Consider the following 19,985-nt stretch of genomic DNA (forward strand, 5'->3'; position numbering starts at 1 on the left):
ATCGGTCGCATTTTTAAACGGAATCCGCTGAACCGGGTACAACTGTAGCCTGGTTCTAGTATAAGAAGATTCAGTACGACTTCCATATATCAGTTTCTGATCTGGAACGTAAGGTGGTATATAACCCATCCTATCACCTGCTTCACTTTTTCTTTTCTATTATGGAAAACGTATTTTTCAATTATGTTTCCCGGTAATCCGTTCATTAAAAAGCTGAAAGTTTTTGTACTATTCAAAATCTTCGTTGGCGTGTGTAAGAATATGGGTGCCCGTTCAGAAATTTATGGAAATTTGATTCATTGCTCTTGCCCTATAGTCCTCTTTTTGAAAATAGACGAACGCTTCAACTACTACACTGTCCTCGAATTGCTTTTGAATCGGGATCTGAAAGTCGGTCAAAGATATGGTACGGCTAACAGGTATTTGGAAATCATACATTGAAGCAATCCAAATTTCCCCTCTGGACTTGGCTTCTTCAGCCCAATCATTATCTACATATACCCATTGGATGTTTTCTTTCGTTTCAGGATTAATGCTACCCTGGTCCAAGGAATTGATTTTCCCTTTCAAATTCGTGTAATCGGCAGGCTGGAACCTGAAACACAATAATGGATTTTCTAATGGTTTCTCTCCGGTATTCGTCATGTGAAAACTTCCATGAATCACATAAGATTCTTTATCCTTACAAATTACACTATAATTAAAATAGGATGAAAGCTGGTAATCTGCTTGTTCCTTTTCTTCTGGTTCCGTCTCGACCTCTTCGGGTGTATATTTTTGTACCTTTACCCGCTTTTCTAAACTTTTGATTTTCGATTTGTAGCTTTCAATTTGTTTTTCCTTTTCATTCAGTTCTTTCTCGATCGCTTCCAACAATTCTTCGAATCCTTCAACTTTCTGTTCCATCGCCTGGAGATTAGACAATGATACCTCATTTTTCAATTGATCCAATTCGCTCTGCAATTGATTCACTTTATTTTCTTTAGCCTCTAGTTGGCGTTCCAATTCATCGTTTTCCAACGCTTCTTTCAATTGTAGTTCAAGCTGATCGATCTTGTCTTCCGCAAACACTAGTTTCTTTTCTAATTCCAATGATTTTTCCTGATAAAATTTCGTTCTCGAAGCCAAACGATCGTAGCTTAGTTCTTTTTGAGAATTCATTACGACTCCCTCCTGACAGGGCATTTACATCTATCTTATGTATATCAAGGCTGAGACTTTACAAGAACCTGAAATTTAGGGGGCTGACCCTAAGCCATCCCCTAAATTGGATTTTCCAGTCCATGTATATATCGGATCAATTGTAAGTACTCTTCCTCAATTCCAATATCGAACCGATCCCCTTCGATCTCATAACCATAACAGGCCCGATTTGCCATTAATTTGCATATGGCATCAGTAAGTTGTATTTCTTCCCCAAATTCTCCAGATTTTACAGTGATGCAATCAAAAATGTCCGGTGTCATTATATATCTACCAACAACAGCTAAGTTTGAAGGTGGTGAATGTTTCGGTTTTTCAATAATGGATTTGAGATGATGCACTTGGCCTTCCTGACTGGTTATATCCACCACTCCATATTTATGCAGTAGTTCATCCTTCATATATTTAAGCGCAATCACTGGAGATTCAACTGTATTATAAAGGTCAATAAGTTGCTTGGTTGCATTCGCTCCTTGATTGATTATGATATCATCAGGCAATAACACGGCAAATGGATCATTCCCTGCAAAGGACCTCCCTAACAGGATTGCATCTCCAAGGCCGCGTGCATATGGTTGACGGGTATATTGTATATGAACTTTCGGGAGGACCAATTTATCCAGTAAATAGGCTTTATTCCTTGATTCCAGGAAGGCTTCCAACTCCAGTGAGACATCAAAATAATCAACGATCAGGTTTTTATATTTGGATACGATGATAAGTATTTCTTCAATTCCAGATTCAACGGCTTCTTCTACAATGTAATGGATGGAGGGTTTCCCCTTGATTGGAAACATTTCTTTAGGAAGAACCTTTGTTATGGGCAGACTCCTAGTACCATATCCAGCAGCCGGTATGATTGCTTTTTTGATCAAAGCTTACTCCTCCTCAAGATTCATATAATAGCTTATTCAATTCAAAGTATGAAGTGTAAGCTTAACTGAAAATAAGGCTTGTTCACCTTGTAATTCCCAGTCTGGCTTCATCACCTAAATCATCTATGGCCAATACAATATAAAGTGATTGAGTAAAGGTCGGGGTGATATGGATTGAACATTTGCGTTGTAGGGTGTGGTTATGTAGGTTTGACAACAGGTACGGTCCTATCCCATTTCGGGCATAAGGTTACCTGTATAGATATTGACGAAGGGAAAGTGGACTCCCTAAATTCAGGAAAGTGTATCATTCATGAAGACGGATTGGAACCCATGCTTCAGAAACAACTTGAGTGTGAAACGCTTAAATTTTCAACTGACATTCACACGCATATGCGAAAAAATGAAATCATCATCATTGCGGTAGGAACACCATCAAATGGAACAGGACAAACTGATCTCACCTACATTGATCAGGTCATTGAATATATCGAATCTTTAAAGGCTGACCAGCATTTTCAGACGATCGTCATCAAAAGTACCGTTCCGCCTGGAACAAATGACTATGTACGAAACCGATTACTCCAGTCAGGAAGGGACAAAGACAGTTTCTCGGTCATATCGAATCCGGAATTTTTACGGGAAGGGACAGCAGTTTATGACTTGTTACATCCTGATAAAATAGTCGTAGGCGGCAGAGATCCCCTGGAACTAGAGTTGATTCGGAAGATGTATGGCTATCTCCCGTCCAAATACTTCTTCACTTCCCCAATCACAGCTGAAATCACAAAGTATGCTTCCAATGCTTTTCTTGCAACAAAAATTTCGTTCATCAATGAAATACAGAGAATATGTGAAGCATATAAAGGTGATGTTTCGGTCGTTGCTGAAGCGATCGGTTGTGATCCGAGAATCGGTCCCGATTTTTTGAAAGCTGGGTTAGGTTATGGAGGATACTGTTTACCTAAGGATATTCAGTCCTTAACACATTCTGCAATAGATAAAGGAATCGTCCCCTCATTATTACATGCCGTGGAACGAGTGAATCATTCACAAGTTGACTTGTATATCGATCTACTCGAAAAAGAGATGGGGACCCTGAAGGATCGTGACATAACAGTCTGGGGACTCGCGTTCAAGCCGAATACAGATGATACACGTGACTCCCCATCCTTCCGCTTGATCGATGGATTGGTTGACAAAGGCTCTGAAATCACTGCTTATGATCCAGCAGCATCTGGAACGCCAAAAGCTATTAATGTATCAAAAGATCAATATGAATCTGTCAAAGGTTCAGATGTGCTGATCATAGCGACAGATTGGAAACCCTTTATAGAGGCTGACTGGAAAAGAGTAAAAGCACTAATGAAAGGTTCCATCATTATTGATGCAAGAAATTGTTTGAATGCCTCCATTGTAAGGCAAGCCGGGTTGAAGTATCTTGCCGTCGGTCGACATTAGAAATAGAACCTCCAACCATTGAAAGACAGCTAGTGACCAAGCTGTCTTTTGTTTGTATTATGTAGGTGTATTATGAACGATATATTCAAAATAAAGAAAAGCGCAAACGCCCTGGTCAGCCACGAAGGTCACTGGAAGTCTGACGAGGAGGCTGCCGCCGCCACAGAAGGACTGAAGTGATCCAAGTGGTTGGGCGTTTGAGCTGGACATCACTTCACCGCAACCAAAATTTTTATACTCCCTTATCCGTATAAAAAATGGAGCGAGGTTACTCGCTCCTATTTTTATACCTTTTTAAATTTGAGATCGTCGAACGTTACACAATCCTCTACTTCGATATCACCCTCATCAGAACATACTACATCTGAATCAAAAATGGTTTTACCTTTACGGTTGATCAATTGAAGCTGGAACAACGTTTCTGAGTCACTATCAACGACTGCAAAGTTGAAATCCACTGTCTTTCCATCAACTTTACCAGTACCGCTAACGATCAGTTTCAGACCATCTTTCGTCTCTTCGCAGCATAATGTCTCTTGATCAAATGTTTTCGCTGTAAAATTGAAGCTTTGTGAACCATCACCAGAATCAGAATCCCTGAAGCTGGCCCTTAATTCACTGTCAACTAGACTGCAGTCTGGACAGATATTAACAAGGACTGATAAGCGACCCTGTTCCGTTGCATCAGGTCCAGTATCCCCGCTCGCTTCTCCTTCTGCAGAGCAATCGCAATTCGGTCTAGGGAAGATTCCTGGACATTGTTCTGGAAAATGTACCTTAGGACACCGGTCATCGACCACATCTTCTTCTGCTACAAGGTCATTGTCTCTAGGTGAGCAGAATTTAGCCAGTACTTCGAGTTTCACTTCTGCTTCTACTTGGATATCGAGACAAAATGTAATCTCTATATTGAAACGATCTGGTGCTGGTGTATTGAGGAGTACCGTTCCTGTCGGAATGCGACAGAAAATCTTGGATACTTTGCAGAATAAGTCTGTTCCTTCTGGGAAGCAAAGTACAAATGATTCAAAGACTGATGCATTGACGACCGCTTTTGTAACAACACATCCATGTCTATCGACAACAAGTACCTTAACATCAGTACTTATCAGCAGCTCCACTAGTTGCGCATCGATGAACCCGCCATTGGTTGAGATCGTGACGTCACGTGTTTCTCCCACTTGTTCACAAATGAATCCTAAATCGTGATCGTGATCTTCATTTCCACTGCTTAGAGGGAATAATGGAGGTGTTTTCGGCGGTTCACAGACAAGACGCAAAGGGCGGCGACTCGGGTCATCCATCGCTTCTTCTATATCTCTGAGCTGATCTTCTGTAAACAAAACCGTCTTGGTGACGGTAAGTGCATCGGTAACCCAGTCGTACACTTTCTGTACGCGGATACACTCATCCTGTAAGCTGTTGGCAGCTTTAGGTATGTCGTGTTTTTTCTTACTCATAGTTTCCCTTCCTTTCTTCATCATGAACTGAAGATTCAATACATACTATGGGAATACGACGGCTAATGACACAAAGATTATTGCCTATTTTTAAAGGAGGGGAATGCTGTGTACAGCGTTTCATTTAATAGAAAAGAAGTATGTAAGCTTTCTTCTGAGGAACTGCAAATACTTAAGAAAATAGCTGTTTTCTGGGGATTGGTCTGGGAAGATTCCACTAATCAATTGAATGGTAGATTATTAGGGAAAACAGTCCGTATCATAGGATTGAATAGGAAAGAATTGAACCGTTTGAACCGTTCACTAGAACATACACAAGCTATCATTACAACCCATCCTTGCCATGCAGATCTGACTTTGTCAGTCTTTAAGGAAACAGCTCCCAAAGTTACAATAAAAATAGAATCCAACAACCAGGTGTTTGAGTTCGAACCTCCCAGTAAACCATCCTTCCAATCGGTGTCAGACATGATCTACAAGCGATTTGAACCGGTCATCTCTGATGCAGTGAAAGTTTACTGGAATCCTGTAAATTGCATCGATATCACTGAATGGCTAGCCTATTTAATTTTAAAACCTAATGAATCCACTGAACTTTTGCAGGATGTACCTTTAAAAACCTTTGAATCGCTTTTGAGAAATGTCCTTGTACCGATCAATCCCTTTTTATCCTCTTATCAGCTTAAGCACTACTGGCCGGAAATTCCAAAAAGCAAATCCGATAAACAACAGTCCGGAGAACTGATTAGCTCTTTCAAAGGAAAGAATAATTTTCCTGCTACACAGATCAATCCATTTAAAGAAAAACCGGAAACACCATCAACCACCATCAATCCATTTAAACCAAAAACTGAAGGGAAGAACAACAACGTTATCAATCCATTTTTCAAAAAATAGAACACCATCCCGTCCTTATGCGAATAAGATGCATTATCAGATGACCGGGGTGAACTGACATGAAAAAAGAGGATGTTATCGAGTTATATAATTATGTCAAGAATAAGAGAATCAAGGAAAACAAAACGAATCTTTTTACAACAACTAAAAAGACGACGGGTTGTAAATCTTGCGGTAAAGTAACATGGAAACCAAACCGATGATTACCTTTTAAAAACCAACACCTGTAACAAGGAAGTTGGTTTTTATTTTTTCAAATATCCATTTTTGAATAGATAATTCATGATTTGTTTTACACACACATTGGGAGACATCATTGTGGTATCAACGACTATTTCTGGATCTTCAGGATGTTCATAGGGATCCGAGATACCTGTGAAGTTTTTTATTTCCCCCTTTAGTGCTTTTTCATAAAGCCCTTTTGGGTCCCGCGCTTTTAAAGTATCTAGATTGCACTTCACATAAACTTCGATAAACTCATTTTTATTCACCAGGTTTCTGACAAAATCCCTGTCTTTTTGAAATGGAGATACAAAGGTTGCCAGGACAATGATCCCGGCATCGACAAATAGTCGGGCTACTTCTCCAACTCTTCGGATATTTTCTTCCCTGTCCTTTTGAGCGAAACTGAGGTCTTTGTTAAGGCCCATCCTGATATTATCTCCATCAAGTATATAAGTAGAAATGTTGTGACGGTATAATGCACGATCGAGACGGTTTGCAATAGTGGACTTACCAGAACCTGATAAACCCGTGAACCAAATGATGAAGCTTTTATGACCGTGCAGCAATTGTCTCGCCTTCTTAGGGACATCCTGTTGATGCCAAAATAAGTTCGATGTCATTCTTTGCACCTCCCTAACTTAATGGCCATAAAAGTGGAACGATGGTCATCGTCATTATGAACCCAATGATATTAAGTGGTAAACCGACTCTGATGAAATCAGCAAATCGATATTGGCCAGAACTGTATACGAGTAAATTGGTCTGGTAACCTATAGGAGTCGAAAAACTGGCAGATGCAGCAATGGCTAGGACAACGGCAAATGGATGGGGATTTAATGATAGTTCGTTTACAAAGGAAAGGACAATTGGGAACATGATTACTACAGCTGCATTATTCGTGATGATCTCAGTCAATATATTGGTTACAAGATAAACACTCATCAACAGGATGAACGGCGTCATGGCATCCAAATTCAAGAAAACGAGATTGACCACGGAATCTGCAGCCCCTGATTTCGTCATGGCTGTGGCGATCCCAAACGCTCCACCTATGATGAAAAGGATATCCCATTTGATCGCTTCCATGGCCTCATCGAAGGTAGTTACTTTCAAAAGAATCAAAATGATGGCAGTCGTGATCGCCGCGTGTGCTATCTGGACGAGTCCAAAACTGACCAACAACAGCATCAATCCAAATAAACCAATCGGAATCCAATCTTTGAAGGTTCCATTTTTATCGGTTGGATACACATCTAGAACAAGTAGGTTTTTTGACGCACGATCGGTTTTCAATGACTCGTTGGTTGTAAGGACCACCAACATATCGCCCGATTTCAAACGGATAGAACCGATTTTTTCGTTGATCCGCCTTCCTTTCCGATATACTGCGACCACTATCCCCCCATGTCTTGTACGGAATTTGATATCGCTGATCCTCTCTGATACATAGGATGAATGCTGAGGTACGGTTGCTTCCACTAATTTGAATTCATTATGATGGTCGGTGAAATCATACCGTGAATGTTCTATGACCAGCCCCCTCATATGTTCGATTTCTTGGGAACAAGTCTCGTCTCCGACGAATAACAAATGATCACCGTCGTTGACTTTCTGTGTAGGGGATACAGGGAAAATCCATTCTCCTTGTCTCAAAACCGCCATTACATAACATTTTTTCAGATGACGTAAGCCTGCCTCCTCCAGTGTTTTACCGGTTCCTGAGAATTGTTCATTCACTTTAACCTCGACAATGAACTTTGGACTTATGATCTTTTGCAGATAATTCGTATCATGCTGCGGAAGCAGCCTATAGCCGAAGAACAGCATATAAAAGAGCGCGATGATGAAAAAGGGAACACCGATATACGCTAATTCAAATAAGGAAAACCCTTTGTAACCTTCTCTTAGTAATAATGTATGGAGGACCAGGTTTGTCGATGTGCCTATCAACGTACACATTCCCCCGATGATAGCTGCATAAGAGAGCGGAATCAACAGTTTTGATGGAAAGATCGATTGCTTTTCTGCCCATCTTTTCACAATTGGCGTAAAGAGTACGACAAGAGGGGTATTGTTCATGAAACTTGATAACCCACCTGTCACGACCATCATACGCGACATTCCGCTTCTCAGTGTCTGTTTATTTCCAAATACAAATTTTGTTATGTTAGAGAAGGAAGGATGCTTCTGAATCGAATTCATGACGATGAACAATGAAGCAATCGTAAGGACCCCTTCATTTATGAACCCCCCGAATGCCTCAGTAAGAGAGAGTACTCCGCTCCATATTAAAACTAAAACAGCACTGAGGACGATCACTTCTGCGCTGTATACGTTTGTAAGCAGGAATAGGAGCATGACGCCGATGACAATGTATGTTATCCATATATCAGTTATCAATCATGTCAGTCCTTCAATTTCTGATAATAGTCAATCAAGATGTCAACGACTTCTTTTCTGCTGAAATACAACGGGGGAACCGTGCCCTCTTTCAACATTTTCCGTACTTTCGTACCAGATAAATGGATATGGTTTTCGGAATCATGGGGACATGTCTTCAATGAGGTCATTTGATCACACTTTCTACAATAGAAACTATGTTCAAGGCAGACGGGGACGATACCTAGATCATCTCCTTTGAATTGATTCAATAATCGTTGAGCATCATATGTGCCATAATAATCCCCTACACCTGCATGATCCCTTCCGATAATGAAATGGGTACACCCGAAGTTTTTCCGTACGATTGCATGGAAGACAGCTTCTCTCGGGCCGGCATACCGCATTGAACTTGAAAACACACCAAGGAGATAGCGGTCTTTCGGATAGTAATTGTCCAATAACACCTCATAACACTTCATCCTGACCTCTGCGGGCACATCGTCTGACTTCGTCTCACCAACGAGAGGATGGAGAAATAAACCATCCACATGCTCCAATGCAGTTTTTTGAATATACTCATGTGCTCTATGGATCGGATTCCGTGTCTGGAACCCAACAATCGTATTCCAGCCTTTTTGTTGAAAAATAAGCCTTGTTTCTTCGGGAGCATAGGTATGGTTTGGAAATGAGGCTGTGACCCTTTTGAACATCGTTATCTGACCGCCGATATTGACAGACGGTCGTCCATATAGTTTCTTCACTCCTGGATGATCCGGATCCACTGTGCCATAGATGAGTTCCGCCTCCCGTTTCAGATCGACATGATAGATATCATCAACTTCTAGTACCCCGTAAACATCACTGTCGTACACTAGTAAGACCCGCTTTTCGTCCTTCAATTCTGAGATACGTGTTTCATCAATTGGAAGGGTGATCGGGATCGTCCATATTTCTCCTGTTTTCAACCTCATGTAATCCAGTACATTGTCATAATCATCTTTTGTCATGAAGCCTTCTAAAGGACTGTATACACCTGAGGCAATACAGTCCAGGTCATTTAATTGGCCCCTCGTGAGTTCAATTTTCTTCAAGTTTGTGAATTCTTCCGTACAGATAAAACCAAATCTATTGATGAGTCTTCCACCATGTGGAACACTTGTCATGCTGTTACCTCCTGTTCATGAATCCTTTGATTGCTACTTCGAAAAGGTCGACACTTCTATCCCATGTCCATTTAGATGCTTCTTTCTCTCCTTCGATCGCAAGCTTCTGACGAAGCTGGGCGTTCTCTATTAGAGTAGAAACGTGCTCAAACAACATATTTTCATGGCGATAAGATAATAAACAGTTTTCTCCATGACGGCAGTAATCCATGTTTCCTCCTGAATAGACTGTTGCCAATGCTGCTCCACATTTCATCGCTTCCAGTCCAGGTAAGGAAGCTGTATCATAGGTTGATGAGCTCACAAAAATATCTGTTTTATTCAGGAATCGGTTAAGCTGCATATCATCACGAGGTCTTAATGATTGGAATGAGCGGTTTGAGTGGTATTGATGAAGGGTCGGAGAGGATATGACTTCATTTGGGGGTGAAATCAAATTGAAAATCACACGTGGATATTTCTCCTTTAATGCCCTGAAGGTCTCAATAAGATATTCCTGTTCTCTATGCCATGAATATCCACCTTCTTGTATTCTGACGATTCCGCTAACTTCCAACCTTTTGCTCGATCGCCTTTTGCCTAGATTGCAAAAGTTCCCGCTTACACCTACAGGTACGATCGAACCTTCGATTCCATGGTTCAATTTAATGAGTTGTTGCTGCCAATTGGAAAGGACGACAAGATTTTTACTGATATGATAGCTCTTGAAAGAAGCTTCATGATCTGGCAGAAACACAGGTTCATAACAAAGACTGATCCTTACATGTATCCCTTTGCCAGCATGGCTGGCTTGCTCGCATATAGGCGTCAATGTATAAAAGTTAGAGACAATGACGTCACTGACTGGTATTTCATCCGCAGTAATGCTTTGTCCCTTCGTCCGGATCACACTGACATGTAACGGATATTCGATAACCCCTTGCGGTGGCATGACAACTGCCACATCATATCCTTTTTGGGAAAGACCATTCGCAAGCTCCACAAGCATTCTTTGAGCCCCTCCTTTACAGAGAGTGATCACTGCAAATGTTATCTTCAAACACACCACCACCTTTCTTTATTTTTACGGCTTTGTTAAATAGTAATGTTGTTTGCAGGAAATTCTCTAAGCCAAATTCGCGACACTCGAGCGGGAAAGGCGAGCCAGGCTAGACCCCGCAGCAATTTAAGGATTCTCGACTAACAACCACCACGTCCTGTGGTGAATGTCGAAGCCAGCACAAGGAAAGCTTCTAAGAATTCTCATCGCAGACACGAAAATGATTTTATTTTTGTGTTGACATCCTGTGCAAGTAAGCGAGGAGGCTTGCGGATCGTCCGCGGAAAGGGAGTGAATTTTGCATTTATCAACAATGAACTTTAACTGAGGCTATTTTTTATAAGTTTCCAAGGTATTTAAAGCACTCTAGAAAACTTTGATATCGGCGAAGTTTCCTTAATTGTTGTATTTCATTAAAGAGGGCATTCTTGTCTATTTTTTGTTTAGAGAGACTGGTGATCGGTTCGTTCTTACTCTTAAGCCTCCCTATTTCTCGTAACATACCATGGAAACATTGTTTGATAGATTTATAGGCATCCGGGTATCGAATGCAAAGATCCTGATAATTGACTAAGATTTGGTTTGTTTTATGGAGATTAAATGGTTTAGGTAAAAACGTGAGGCTGATGATCATTTGGTCCACCTCTTTATAGGTTTCCTGGAACCTGAAATAATTTTCTTTCGATTCATCCCGGATCGTTTTGGCTATCGGGTGTTCCTGATGATAGCTGATTAAACGTTCATCACTGGTGAATACAGCTCCATTTTTATAAAGACGGTACCCCATTTCACAATCATCCCATCCATATCCTGGGTATTCCGAAAATAGACCTACCTGCTCGATCGCACCTTTAGAAACCGACACGTGGCCTGTTCCGAACATTTGCCATGGAATCTTATAACCCTTTAATTCATAACCGTAATTCGCGATGATCACCCGGTTATAAAATTTCTCATAAGGTGTAATCGTGGATAATCTTTTGTATTTCTCCGAAAAGATATGATGCTTGTTTAACAACAGCAATTTTTGAGGTTTCTTATCAAATGCGTCGACTTTCGCCTTAAACTCTGGTAAAGCCCGGGTGATTCCTCTGCATTCTTGTAATTGACTTTCAGAAAAATCAGGATACAAAATAGAATATAATCTCCTGATGGTCATGACTCCTGTAACGACCATATTCGAATGTTTACTATGATAGTGATGGTGGATCGTTAGAAAATCAGGCTGAACGATAATCTCCGCATCAAGGAAAATGAGGATTTTTCCTTTTGCATTCTTTATACCCAGATTTCTTGCTGCTGGTCTGCCGATGTTATGACCACTCCGTATTAACTTAAAGTGAAAAGGAAATGTATGGCTAATCAATGTTCTCGTCTGATCTGTAGAACCATCATCAATCATGATGACTTCTACTTTGGAAAGATCGAATTGTTGGTTTTCAATAGAATATAGGGTCAATAAATTTTGGGGGTATTTATTATACGTCGGAATGATGATACTGATTTCAATATCCTGTTCCAGGGGTTTTTCTTTCCTTATTTTCATCTCAATATTTCACTCCACATCATCGTCTCGAGAACATTCCTCTCTTATTCCGGTTTCTTCACAATGAATAAGTCTGGCCAACATCCCTTTATATTTTTCTTGTACGGCCTTGATTTCTTTCCATTGTCCCTCCACGAACCTTTTCGAACCCATATTGTCATGGATCCGATAATTCAGTAAAGATTCACCCATGACTCTCAGTTCGTACTTGGCCGCCATCCTTATCCACATATCGTAATCCTGTGTATACTTCAACGTTTCGTCGAACCAACCGATCGATGAGAACATCTCTTTTTTTACCAAAACCGTACTTCCATTAACCGGACAGCTTTTTTGGAGCTGCTTGAATAAATCAACCTTACTCGTGAGAATCAACCCAACATCCTTTTTGAAAACGACACTATGCTCATCGATCAGGTTGAAATTGGTATACACCATATCCGCCTTTGTTTCCTGCATGAACTGAACCTGCTTAGCCAGCTTATCCTTTAAAAATACATCATCTGAACTCAACCATGCGATCAATTCTCCTGTGGAAGATTGGATTCCGGTATTCAAAGCACTAGCTGTACCACCATTTTCTTTTTTTATATACAAAATTTGATTCAAAAATGGATTGATCAATGATGTATGTTGTGTCGATCCATCATCGACCAGGATGACTTCCCTATTTCGATAGGTCTGTCTAAGGGCACTCCTTATCGCTTGATCGACATACGGACAATTATAAAAAGGTATGATGATACTTATTTTCGGCAAATTTTCCAACGTGGTTTTCCTCATTTCAGTCTTTAATGAATGTTATTGGACAATAGACTTATAGAAAGAAAGGATATCATTCAAAGTTGATTGGAGGGTATATTCCGGCTTCCATCCAAGTGATCTTACCAACCGTAAATCCAAGCCAACCGGGTCGGTTGCATGGGAATGATCCTTAGTAATTCGGATAGGTTGTGTGGTTATCAACTTAAAATTGTCCATCAGGTTCTCCAGCGTCCTGCTCTGTCCTGAACCGATATCAAAATGATCAAATTCACTTTCACTCATCAAAATCATTAGATATGCCTTGACCGCATCCCGTACATCTACAAAATCGCATTCCGATAGACTATTGTATAGATGGACACGGACAGGTTCATTATTTTTTTCAGCGATGACGATCTCTTTTGCCACTTTAGAACAAATACCTTGGGAATGTCCGGGTCCGATAAGATTGGATGGTTTGGCTACAGCAATGTTCATATCGTAAAATCGCTTCCACTCTTTTGACAGGAGTGTCTGGAGCGTTTTACTGAGGCTATAGGGATGAGGTGGCTTTTCCCCAGAGCACAACGAATATTGAAGAGCGGAACCAATGATTAATATTTTAGACTTCGGAATATGAAGCCGGACAGCTTCTAGAAGATTGAGGGTTCCAAGTATGTTATTCTCTAAACAGGTATGCGGTGTTTCCCAAGATCGTCGAGCATCATTGAACCCTGCAAGATGAAGTACATAATGTGGTTTTGCACTCTTAATGATTCCTTCAATCTGAGCATAGTCAGTCAAATCACACTGTTTGAATGGTATGGGTGAAGAAGGTTGAGGGCTCCTGCTGGTACAGATGACCTTTAATTCCGACTGATGAGCGAGTTTTACAGCGTGCACCCCAGTAAAACCGGAAGCTCCTGTTATCAGGATCCTCTTTTTAGAGGCTGGCATTTCAGTCCATCCATTCCCTTAATTCCCTCAGCATTTCATCATAAGAGGGAGTCTGGTAACCGACATCTTCTCTAGTATTCATAAGCGTACGATCGCAAACCACCTTTTCGTATGGCTTTATGCTTACATCATCTTTCCCGAAAATCCCATGGATCTTCGTAAGTAGTGAATATTTGGAAAGGGGTTCTTGGGCGGTAAGATGATAAAGCCCAGAAACATTCTGAATGAGGAGAACATGTACCGCTTTAGCCAATTCAAGGGTAGTGATGCCATTCCAAAAGACATTGATGAATCCATTGATCTCCCCTGTTTGCTTCATGAACCAATTGAATAATCCGATTCCATCTTTCAATTCTGGTCCGATGATTGACGTTCTGACTGTAAGATGCGGCTCCTCCGTCACCTCTCCCAGTGCCTTGGTTCTGCCGTAAATACTTGTACTGTCCGGGAGATCCGTTTCAGTATGGTTGCCCTTTTGTCCATTGAAAACACAATCCGTACTTATGTGGATTAACTTAGATCCGATGATAGACAATTCATCCTTAAGAATATGCGGTAATAGGCTGTTCACCATTATGGCATCCCTAGTGTGTTTTTCTGCACTTTCATTCAGGATACCTACACAATTGATGACAATATCAGGCTTCACATTTTGAATAACGCTTTTAAGTTCTGCCGTATTTCGGACATCGAGGTATATTCCTTCAGTGGCCTCCGGATTTCGATGAGTATAGTAAAGGTCATATTCTTTCAAACTGGTAAAATACTTGACTATCATATGACCCGCCATTCCATGTCCTCCCAAGACAAGCACCCTCATGACAGAAACCCACCTTTGAGTAGCATCTCTTTGATTTCGGCTTTGGACATCAGCATCTCATGTGAGCTATAACTGTGCAGATCAATCTTTTTATAACTTTGGTAATGTTCCTTCAGCTCTTTAAGATCGATGGTCGGAAGGATGACAAAGTATTCTTCGTCAAAATAGACTGTTGTGTTGCTTTCATATTCAGAAAGCAGAATCTCATGCAATTTTTCACCTGGCCGAATGCCAGACTCTTTGATGGCAACCCCTTCTTTGCCTGATGCCTCAATCAATACTTCAGCTAAATCGATGATACGGCACGTTGGCATCTTCATTACGAAAATCTCTCCGCCCTTACTTTCGTCCGTAGCTTTGAATAAGAGCTTGATGGCATCCTGCAAGGTGAGAAAGAACCTGGTCATCCGTTTGTCAGTTATCCCGATTTCACCTTTCTGCTGGATCTGACGCTTGAAGACATGGATGACACTCCCATTCGTCCCAAGTACGTTACCACCTCTTACACATACAAATTTGGTTGATGGGCTGAGGACATTCGCATAGATGATAAGTTTTTCACCAATCGCTTTCGTCATTCCATAAAAGTTGGAAGGATTTGCAGCTTTATCTGTCGAGATGTAAATGACTTTCTCGATATTATTTTGGATAGCGGCCTCAATAACATGTTGTGTTCCCAACACATTCGTTTTGAGCGCCTCATATGGTTGATGTTCACAGATCGGCACATGTTTCAAGGCAGCCAGATGGTAGATATAGTCTACCCCTTCTGAGGCTTTTGCCAGGCCTTGATATTCACGTATATCTCCGATGATGAAATTAAGCTTCGGATTATATTCAAATTCATGTTGCATGTGGACTTGACTTGCCTCGTTACGTGAAAATATCCGGATTTCTTTCGGATCTTTTTCAAGCAGCTGTTTGACAAGTTCATGTCCCCACGAACCTGTTCCTCCAGTAATCAAAATCGTTTTATTTCTCAATAGTCAGCGACCTCCTAATAAAAATTGAACTACTTTATGTGAAACTTGCTTTTCAAGATAACCAACTGGACATTCCCACTCCGAATCTTGGTTTATCATGATTCTAACTGCATCCAATATGCGCTTCCTGTTCAATCCAGACACGACATTACTTCCACAATCGACGGTTTCTGGACGTTCGGTACTGTTTCGGATCGTGACGGTAGGAACTTTGAAGATGCAACATTCCTCCTGAACTGTCCCGCTGTCAGTCAATACGCAAAGAGCTTGTTTTTCAAGCTGGACAAAATCGAAGAATCCAAAAGGATCAAAGAATCGTATGTTTGGATGGTGGGTCAATTGTGTTAGGTTTTCCAACTTGGATTTCGTACGGGGATGGATACTGCATATGATCGGTTTATTGTAGGTTTCAGCGATAGAGTTAAGTCCTTCGAAAATTTCAACCAGATGCACAGGATTGTCTACATTTTCTGCACGATGGGTTGTCACAAGGAAATACTCCTGTGGACTTAGATCCAATTTGGCCATGATCTTGCTGTTATCAATTGTTTTTTCGTAATGTTTAAGCACTTCATAGATAGGATTTCCAAATAACATGATCCGATTGCTCGGAATCCCTTCACGTAGCAAGTTATCCCTGCTATTCGGTGTATAGGGGAGATTATAGGTGGAAATCGCATCGATCACTTTCCTGTTTTTCTCCTCTGGGACAGCTAAATCGAAGCATCTGTTTCCAGCCTCCATATGGATGACAGGGATGCTCATTCGTTCAGCTAGCACCGCACTCAATGCACTATTCGTATCACCTAGAACGAGAACTTTATCGGGTTTTTCCCGTAACAGGATTTCTTCAATTCGTTCAAACATGGATGCTAATTGACTCCCTAATGACTGTTGCTTAGTCTGTAAAATGTAATCAGGCATCCGTAAATCCAGTTCTTTAAAGAATATTTCACTTAAGTTATAAACAAAATTCTGACCAGTATGGACCAATATATGCTGATCAGCCCATTGATCCAGTTTTTTCAAGATCAGACTTAAACGTATGATCTCTGGACGTGTACCCAGAATCGTCAAGACTTTCATACCAAACCCCTTTCATTATCCTCAGGCTTTCTCCTATTAACCTATGACACGGGTATCATGCAAGCATAGACAAGCCCCTATAATCGCTTAAATAAATTCAAATAGGCGCAATTTTACATTACCAATCCAGATTTTTTTCATAGCCAAGCTCGATCAACAGTGGACCTGCTACTTTTTTGAATGTCGATCGGAGTTCCCCATCCATTTCATCTTTCCACCCGCCGATCTTTCCTTTTCGGAATGTCGGGGAAGTGCCTGGATCGATATTCTGGATCATTTTCCCGACCATTTCTTGCCTGCTGGATGGCATAGAAAGATCTCCCCAAAGAAATTTAACGATCCTATGTGTTGCTTGCAACCTACTTGTATCAGACGAAATCAAATCTTCAAAGCGGACAGGATGTACATTGTCTTTTCCGATCCATGTTGAAAAGCTTTTGTACCACTCCAGTACATCTGGCTGATAAGCTTTTTTCGGATCGGTCGGTTGGCCGCCTTTGATGAGGAACTTGATACGATCACGATGTGTGAAACCTTCCTGTTTGAACGTATCGTATAAAGGGTGAATTTTTAATGCAGGTATGAAATAGGCATATGACACAATGACATCCCGTGGATCCCGGTAGACGAATATTTGCTTCATACTTAATTCCTTGAAAAACGTCTCCCATTCTGTACTATAAAACAGGTGTCCATTCACAAATTCATTGTTTGTAAGATCTTTGATTCTCTCAAGCTGTATAGACGTCTGATATTGTATATGCCCGAACATTCCTTTATCCGGGTGATGATTCATCCCTGGAATGCCTCGTAACATCTGTTTTACTAAATGGGTTCCACTTTTCGGGATCGTATTCAGCAAAAATGGCGGCAGCCCTTGTGACTCATTTGTTACCAATATTTTCCCTCTCTTCCATTTTTATATTTGGCTCTGTAAAGTTCATTTTTGATTTATACCTTATATTCAAAGGCTTTTACATCCTATGAACCGACCATTGAGGATGATTGGACAACTTTCCTATGAAATTACATTTTTCCAATTGATCTGTACTATTGGTGATCAGTACAAGCAGTTACAGATGTGGAAACATATATATAATTCAATAATCTTCAAGAAGAGGGGAGTTTAACTAGAATGAAGGTCCTTTTCACTTATTTCATATCCAGTGGGGGTGTCGAGACACTCAACAGGCACCGAATCAAGGCACTTGGCAATGTTGGTATAGAATGCCACTTGCTATACAAAGAGCGAGGATCAGGCCACCAAAATATCTCAGGTATCAAAACGTTCATAATGAGTGATCCTTTGGCGATAACAGCCTTGATCAAAAGGGAACAATATGACCTGATTGTCGTTTGTACAGATTACCAACTCCTTCAAGTAATCAGAAGGTCTGGGTATAAGGGGAAACTGGTATTCGAGCTCCAAGGCCTGGGTAATTACAGGTCAACAGAACGTTTCTTCATCCAGCATAACCCCATCATTAATAGAGCTGCTGATGGGATTTTGCTTCCCAAAACAGAACATTTGATTCGATTATCCAACAACTACCTTTCAGCTTTGCCACGCTTCCCAATCCATAATTGCTTTGATAACGAGACCTTTCATCACGTGAAAGTGCAAAAACCACCTTCTCCAATCATCGCTTGGGTCGGAAGGATCGAAAAAAATAAAAATTGGAAGTTTTTCCTTGAAATCGGAGAAAAAATGATTGAACGGAATAGCACATTAAAACTGTGGATGTTCATTGATGACACGATCTTTGAACATTCTCAGAAACAAAGGTTCTTGAGGAAAAAAGAATCTGCAAAGTTATCGAATAACCTTGTAATCCATAACAACATAAAAAATCATCTGATGGCGAAATACTACTCTGAAATCGCAGATTCTGGAGGTTTTTTATGTTCAACATCTCAGGTGGAGGGTTTTGGCTATACGATCGTAGAGGCTATAAGCTGTGGTTGCCCGATCCTCACCACTGATTCGGATGGTGTCCGTAACATCATAGAAAATCAGGTATCAGGTCTTTTTATCGAACAAGGTAATGTGATGAAAGCGGTCTTACAAGGAGAACGATTATTGGCAAATTCCAAATTTCGTAACTTCTTGACCGTCAATGCAAAGTATCATCTTAAACAAACCTTTTCTCTGGAACGTTATGCGTCCGAATTCATGAACATGTACACAAATCTATGAATCAATAAAAGCGGAATTGCCCTGTTTAGCCACGAAGGTCACTGGAAATCCGACGAGAAGGTTCGAACCAAACAAAGTTCGGTTCTGCTTGGATAACTTCTTAAGTAATACTCATTTTGTCTCCCCCACCTTTTCTTACCCAAAACAAAAACTGGCTACAGTCTCTCCCAGAAGTGAGAGGGATTGATGCCAGTTTTGTTATAAATACCTTTGATTTCTTTTTGCGCGTGTGATCATATTGATCAACCTGCTCATCTGATCCCGGTGCTTCCTCTTGACTTTATGGATCTCATTTCGTATAACCTCTTTATGAACTTTTGAGCCCATCGCTCCATGAATTCTGTAATATACTAAAGGTTCTGGGAAATAAGGAAAATCATATTTTGGTATCAACCTCAGCCAAAGATCGTAATCATGCGTAAAAGGCAAGGATTCATCAAACATTCCAATCTCTTTAATGGCATTGATTTTTGCCATCACAGTACACCCATTGATGATACACCCCGATCGCATCGTTTTAAGGAAAAACCATTTGTCTGCAAAGCCTACGCCGACAGGTTCACTTGTGATATGATCACGTGCATTCATCAAATAATAGTTCCCATAAGAAATGACAGCTTGCTGATCTTGCATGAACTGAAGTTGCTTTCTGATTTTTTCAGGATGGTACATGTCATCCGAACTTAACCAGGAAAAATATTCCCCCTTGGCATGAAGGATCCCTAGGTTAAGGGCGCTTGCAGTTCCTCCGTTCCCCTTTTTTATATAAGTAATTTTCCCTTTATAAGGATTGATACGTTCGACATGTTGTGTCGATCCATCATCAATGACGATGATTTCACAATTATTATAGGATTGGTTTAAGGCACTTTCAATTGCGCGATCAATATATTGACAATTATAAAAAGGTATTATAATCGAAACTTTCGGTGTAATTGGATTCATCC

General features: G+C 40.7%; 18 protein-coding genes. 3 read left to right on the forward strand and 15 right to left on the reverse strand.

The genetic code is table 11. The annotated features are described in order from the left end of the window. Positions 1 to 273: 273 nt before the first annotated feature. The gene (locus tag L1611_RS05275; RefSeq protein WP_236312068.1) at positions 274 to 1,161 is read right to left on the reverse strand and encodes a hypothetical protein; all 888 of its coding nucleotides are present in this window, start codon (positions 1,159 to 1,161) and stop codon (positions 274 to 276) included. Positions 1,162 to 1,262: 101 nt separating this feature from the next. Continuing rightward, positions 1,263 to 2,078, reverse strand: coding sequence for a UTP--glucose-1-phosphate uridylyltransferase (locus L1611_RS05280; RefSeq protein WP_236312069.1), 816 nt, complete (start codon positions 2,076 to 2,078; stop codon positions 1,263 to 1,265). A 174-nt stretch (positions 2,079 to 2,252) separates the two neighbouring features. Between L1611_RS05280 and L1611_RS05285 the strand changes: the two genes are divergently transcribed. Then, positions 2,253 to 3,539, forward strand: coding sequence for a UDP-glucose dehydrogenase family protein (locus tag L1611_RS05285; protein ID WP_236312070.1), 1,287 nt, complete (start codon positions 2,253 to 2,255; stop codon positions 3,537 to 3,539). A gap of 284 nt (positions 3,540 to 3,823) precedes the next feature. Here L1611_RS05285 and L1611_RS05290 read toward each other — a convergent pair whose 3' ends face one another. After that, positions 3,824 to 4,999 carry a BMQ_0737 family morphogenetic spore coat protein gene (locus tag L1611_RS05290; RefSeq protein WP_236312071.1) on the reverse strand — a complete coding sequence of 392 codons (1,176 nt, stop codon included), beginning with the start codon at positions 4,997 to 4,999 and terminating at the stop codon, positions 3,824 to 3,826. Between the two features lie 108 nt (positions 5,000 to 5,107). Here L1611_RS05290 and L1611_RS05295 point away from each other — a divergent pair, with 108 nt between their 5' ends. Beyond that, positions 5,108 to 5,896, forward strand: coding sequence for a hypothetical protein (locus tag L1611_RS05295; RefSeq protein WP_236312072.1), 789 nt, complete (start codon positions 5,108 to 5,110; stop codon positions 5,894 to 5,896). Positions 5,897 to 6,141: 245 nt separating this feature from the next. Here L1611_RS05295 and cysC read toward each other — a convergent pair whose 3' ends face one another. The 11 genes from cysC to L1611_RS05350 form a co-directional block, all read right to left on the reverse strand. Then, positions 6,142 to 6,741: an adenylyl-sulfate kinase gene (gene cysC / locus L1611_RS05300; RefSeq protein ID WP_236312073.1), complete on the reverse strand. Its 600-nt coding sequence runs from the start codon at positions 6,739 to 6,741 to the stop codon at positions 6,142 to 6,144. 13 nt (positions 6,742 to 6,754) lie between these two features. After that, a complete protein-coding gene (locus L1611_RS05305) occupies positions 6,755 to 8,521 on the reverse strand; it encodes an SLC13 family permease (protein WP_236312074.1) in 1,767 nt (588 codons plus the stop codon). A 5-nt stretch (positions 8,522 to 8,526) separates the two neighbouring features. After that, positions 8,527 to 9,666 carry a sulfate adenylyltransferase gene (sat, locus tag L1611_RS05310; protein WP_236312075.1) on the reverse strand — a complete coding sequence of 380 codons (1,140 nt, stop codon included), beginning with the start codon at positions 9,664 to 9,666 and terminating at the stop codon, positions 8,527 to 8,529. A 4-nt stretch (positions 9,667 to 9,670) separates the two neighbouring features. Further along, positions 9,671 to 10,705, reverse strand: a complete 1,035-nt coding sequence (locus tag L1611_RS05315; protein WP_236312076.1) for a glycosyltransferase family 4 protein — start codon at positions 10,703 to 10,705, stop codon at positions 9,671 to 9,673. Positions 10,706 to 11,042: 337 nt separating this feature from the next. Then, positions 11,043 to 12,251 carry a glycosyltransferase family 2 protein gene (locus L1611_RS05320; protein ID WP_236312077.1) on the reverse strand — a complete coding sequence of 403 codons (1,209 nt, stop codon included), beginning with the start codon at positions 12,249 to 12,251 and terminating at the stop codon, positions 11,043 to 11,045. A 9-nt stretch (positions 12,252 to 12,260) separates the two neighbouring features. Then, positions 12,261 to 13,019, reverse strand: coding sequence for a glycosyltransferase family 2 protein (locus tag L1611_RS05325; RefSeq protein WP_236312078.1), 759 nt, complete (start codon positions 13,017 to 13,019; stop codon positions 12,261 to 12,263). A 33-nt stretch (positions 13,020 to 13,052) separates the two neighbouring features. After that, complete coding sequence (locus tag L1611_RS05330; protein ID WP_236312079.1) at positions 13,053 to 13,952, reverse strand: NAD-dependent epimerase/dehydratase family protein; 900 nt, start codon at positions 13,950 to 13,952, stop codon at positions 13,053 to 13,055. A gap of 1 nt (position 13,953) precedes the next feature. Further along, the gene (locus tag L1611_RS05335; protein WP_265738370.1) at positions 13,954 to 14,772 is read right to left on the reverse strand and encodes a dTDP-4-dehydrorhamnose reductase family protein; all 819 of its coding nucleotides are present in this window, start codon (positions 14,770 to 14,772) and stop codon (positions 13,954 to 13,956) included. Beyond that, entirely contained in the window at positions 14,769 to 15,755 is a 987-nt protein-coding gene (locus L1611_RS05340) for a polysaccharide biosynthesis protein (RefSeq protein WP_236312081.1), read from the reverse strand. Before L1611_RS05340 ends, L1611_RS05335 begins: the two co-directional genes overlap by 4 nt. Positions 15,756 to 15,758: 3 nt before the next feature. Next, a complete protein-coding gene (wecB, locus tag L1611_RS05345; protein ID WP_236312082.1) occupies positions 15,759 to 16,841 on the reverse strand; it encodes a non-hydrolyzing UDP-N-acetylglucosamine 2-epimerase in 1,083 nt (360 codons plus the stop codon). A 118-nt stretch (positions 16,842 to 16,959) separates the two neighbouring features. Then, positions 16,960 to 17,739: a sulfotransferase domain-containing protein gene (locus tag L1611_RS05350; RefSeq protein WP_236312083.1), complete on the reverse strand. Its 780-nt coding sequence runs from the start codon at positions 17,737 to 17,739 to the stop codon at positions 16,960 to 16,962. Positions 17,740 to 17,976: 237 nt separating this feature from the next. On the opposite strand from L1611_RS05350, the gene L1611_RS05355 reads away from it, so the two are divergent. Then, complete coding sequence (locus L1611_RS05355; RefSeq protein WP_236312084.1) at positions 17,977 to 19,038, forward strand: glycosyltransferase family 4 protein; 1,062 nt, start codon at positions 17,977 to 17,979, stop codon at positions 19,036 to 19,038. A gap of 198 nt (positions 19,039 to 19,236) precedes the next feature. Here the strand turns inward: L1611_RS05355 and L1611_RS05360 are convergent, their stop codons facing one another. Further along, a complete protein-coding gene (locus L1611_RS05360) occupies positions 19,237 to 19,983 on the reverse strand; it encodes a glycosyltransferase (protein WP_236312085.1) in 747 nt (248 codons plus the stop codon). Positions 19,984 to 19,985: the final 2 nt, after the last annotated feature.

Origin of the sequence: Pseudalkalibacillus salsuginis (assembly GCF_021646685.1) — a bacterium.
Classification (GTDB): domain Bacteria; phylum Bacillota; class Bacilli; order Bacillales; family Fictibacillaceae; genus Pseudalkalibacillus; species Pseudalkalibacillus salsuginis.

What these genes read in the sequence shown, in the direction of transcription:
- L1611_RS05330 (WP_236312079.1), bottom strand. Translation starts at nt 13,952, where the DNA reads ATGCCAGCCTCTAAAAAGAGGATCCTGATAACAGGAGCTTCCGGTTTT.
- L1611_RS05360 (WP_236312085.1), bottom strand. Translation starts at nt 19,983, where the DNA reads ATGAATCCAATTACACCGAAAGTTTCGATTATAATACCTTTTTATAAT.
- L1611_RS05355 (WP_236312084.1), top strand. Translation starts at nt 17,977, where the DNA reads ATGAAGGTCCTTTTCACTTATTTCATATCCAGTGGGGGTGTCGAGACA.
- L1611_RS05320 (WP_236312077.1), bottom strand. Translation starts at nt 12,251, where the DNA reads ATGAAAATAAGGAAAGAAAAACCCCTGGAACAGGATATTGAAATCAGT.
- wecB (WP_236312082.1), bottom strand. Translation starts at nt 16,841, where the DNA reads ATGAAAGTCTTGACGATTCTGGGTACACGTCCAGAGATCATACGTTTA.
- cysC (WP_236312073.1), bottom strand. Translation starts at nt 6,741, where the DNA reads ATGACATCGAACTTATTTTGGCATCAACAGGATGTCCCTAAGAAGGCG.
- L1611_RS05335 (WP_265738370.1), bottom strand. Translation starts at nt 14,772, where the DNA reads ATGAGGGTGCTTGTCTTGGGAGGACATGGAATGGCGGGTCATATGATA.
- L1611_RS05275 (WP_236312068.1), bottom strand. Translation starts at nt 1,161, where the DNA reads ATGAATTCTCAAAAAGAACTAAGCTACGATCGTTTGGCTTCGAGAACG.
- sat (WP_236312075.1), bottom strand. Translation starts at nt 9,666, where the DNA reads ATGACAAGTGTTCCACATGGTGGAAGACTCATCAATAGATTTGGTTTT.
- L1611_RS05290 (WP_236312071.1), bottom strand. Translation starts at nt 4,999, where the DNA reads ATGAGTAAGAAAAAACACGACATACCTAAAGCTGCCAACAGCTTACAG.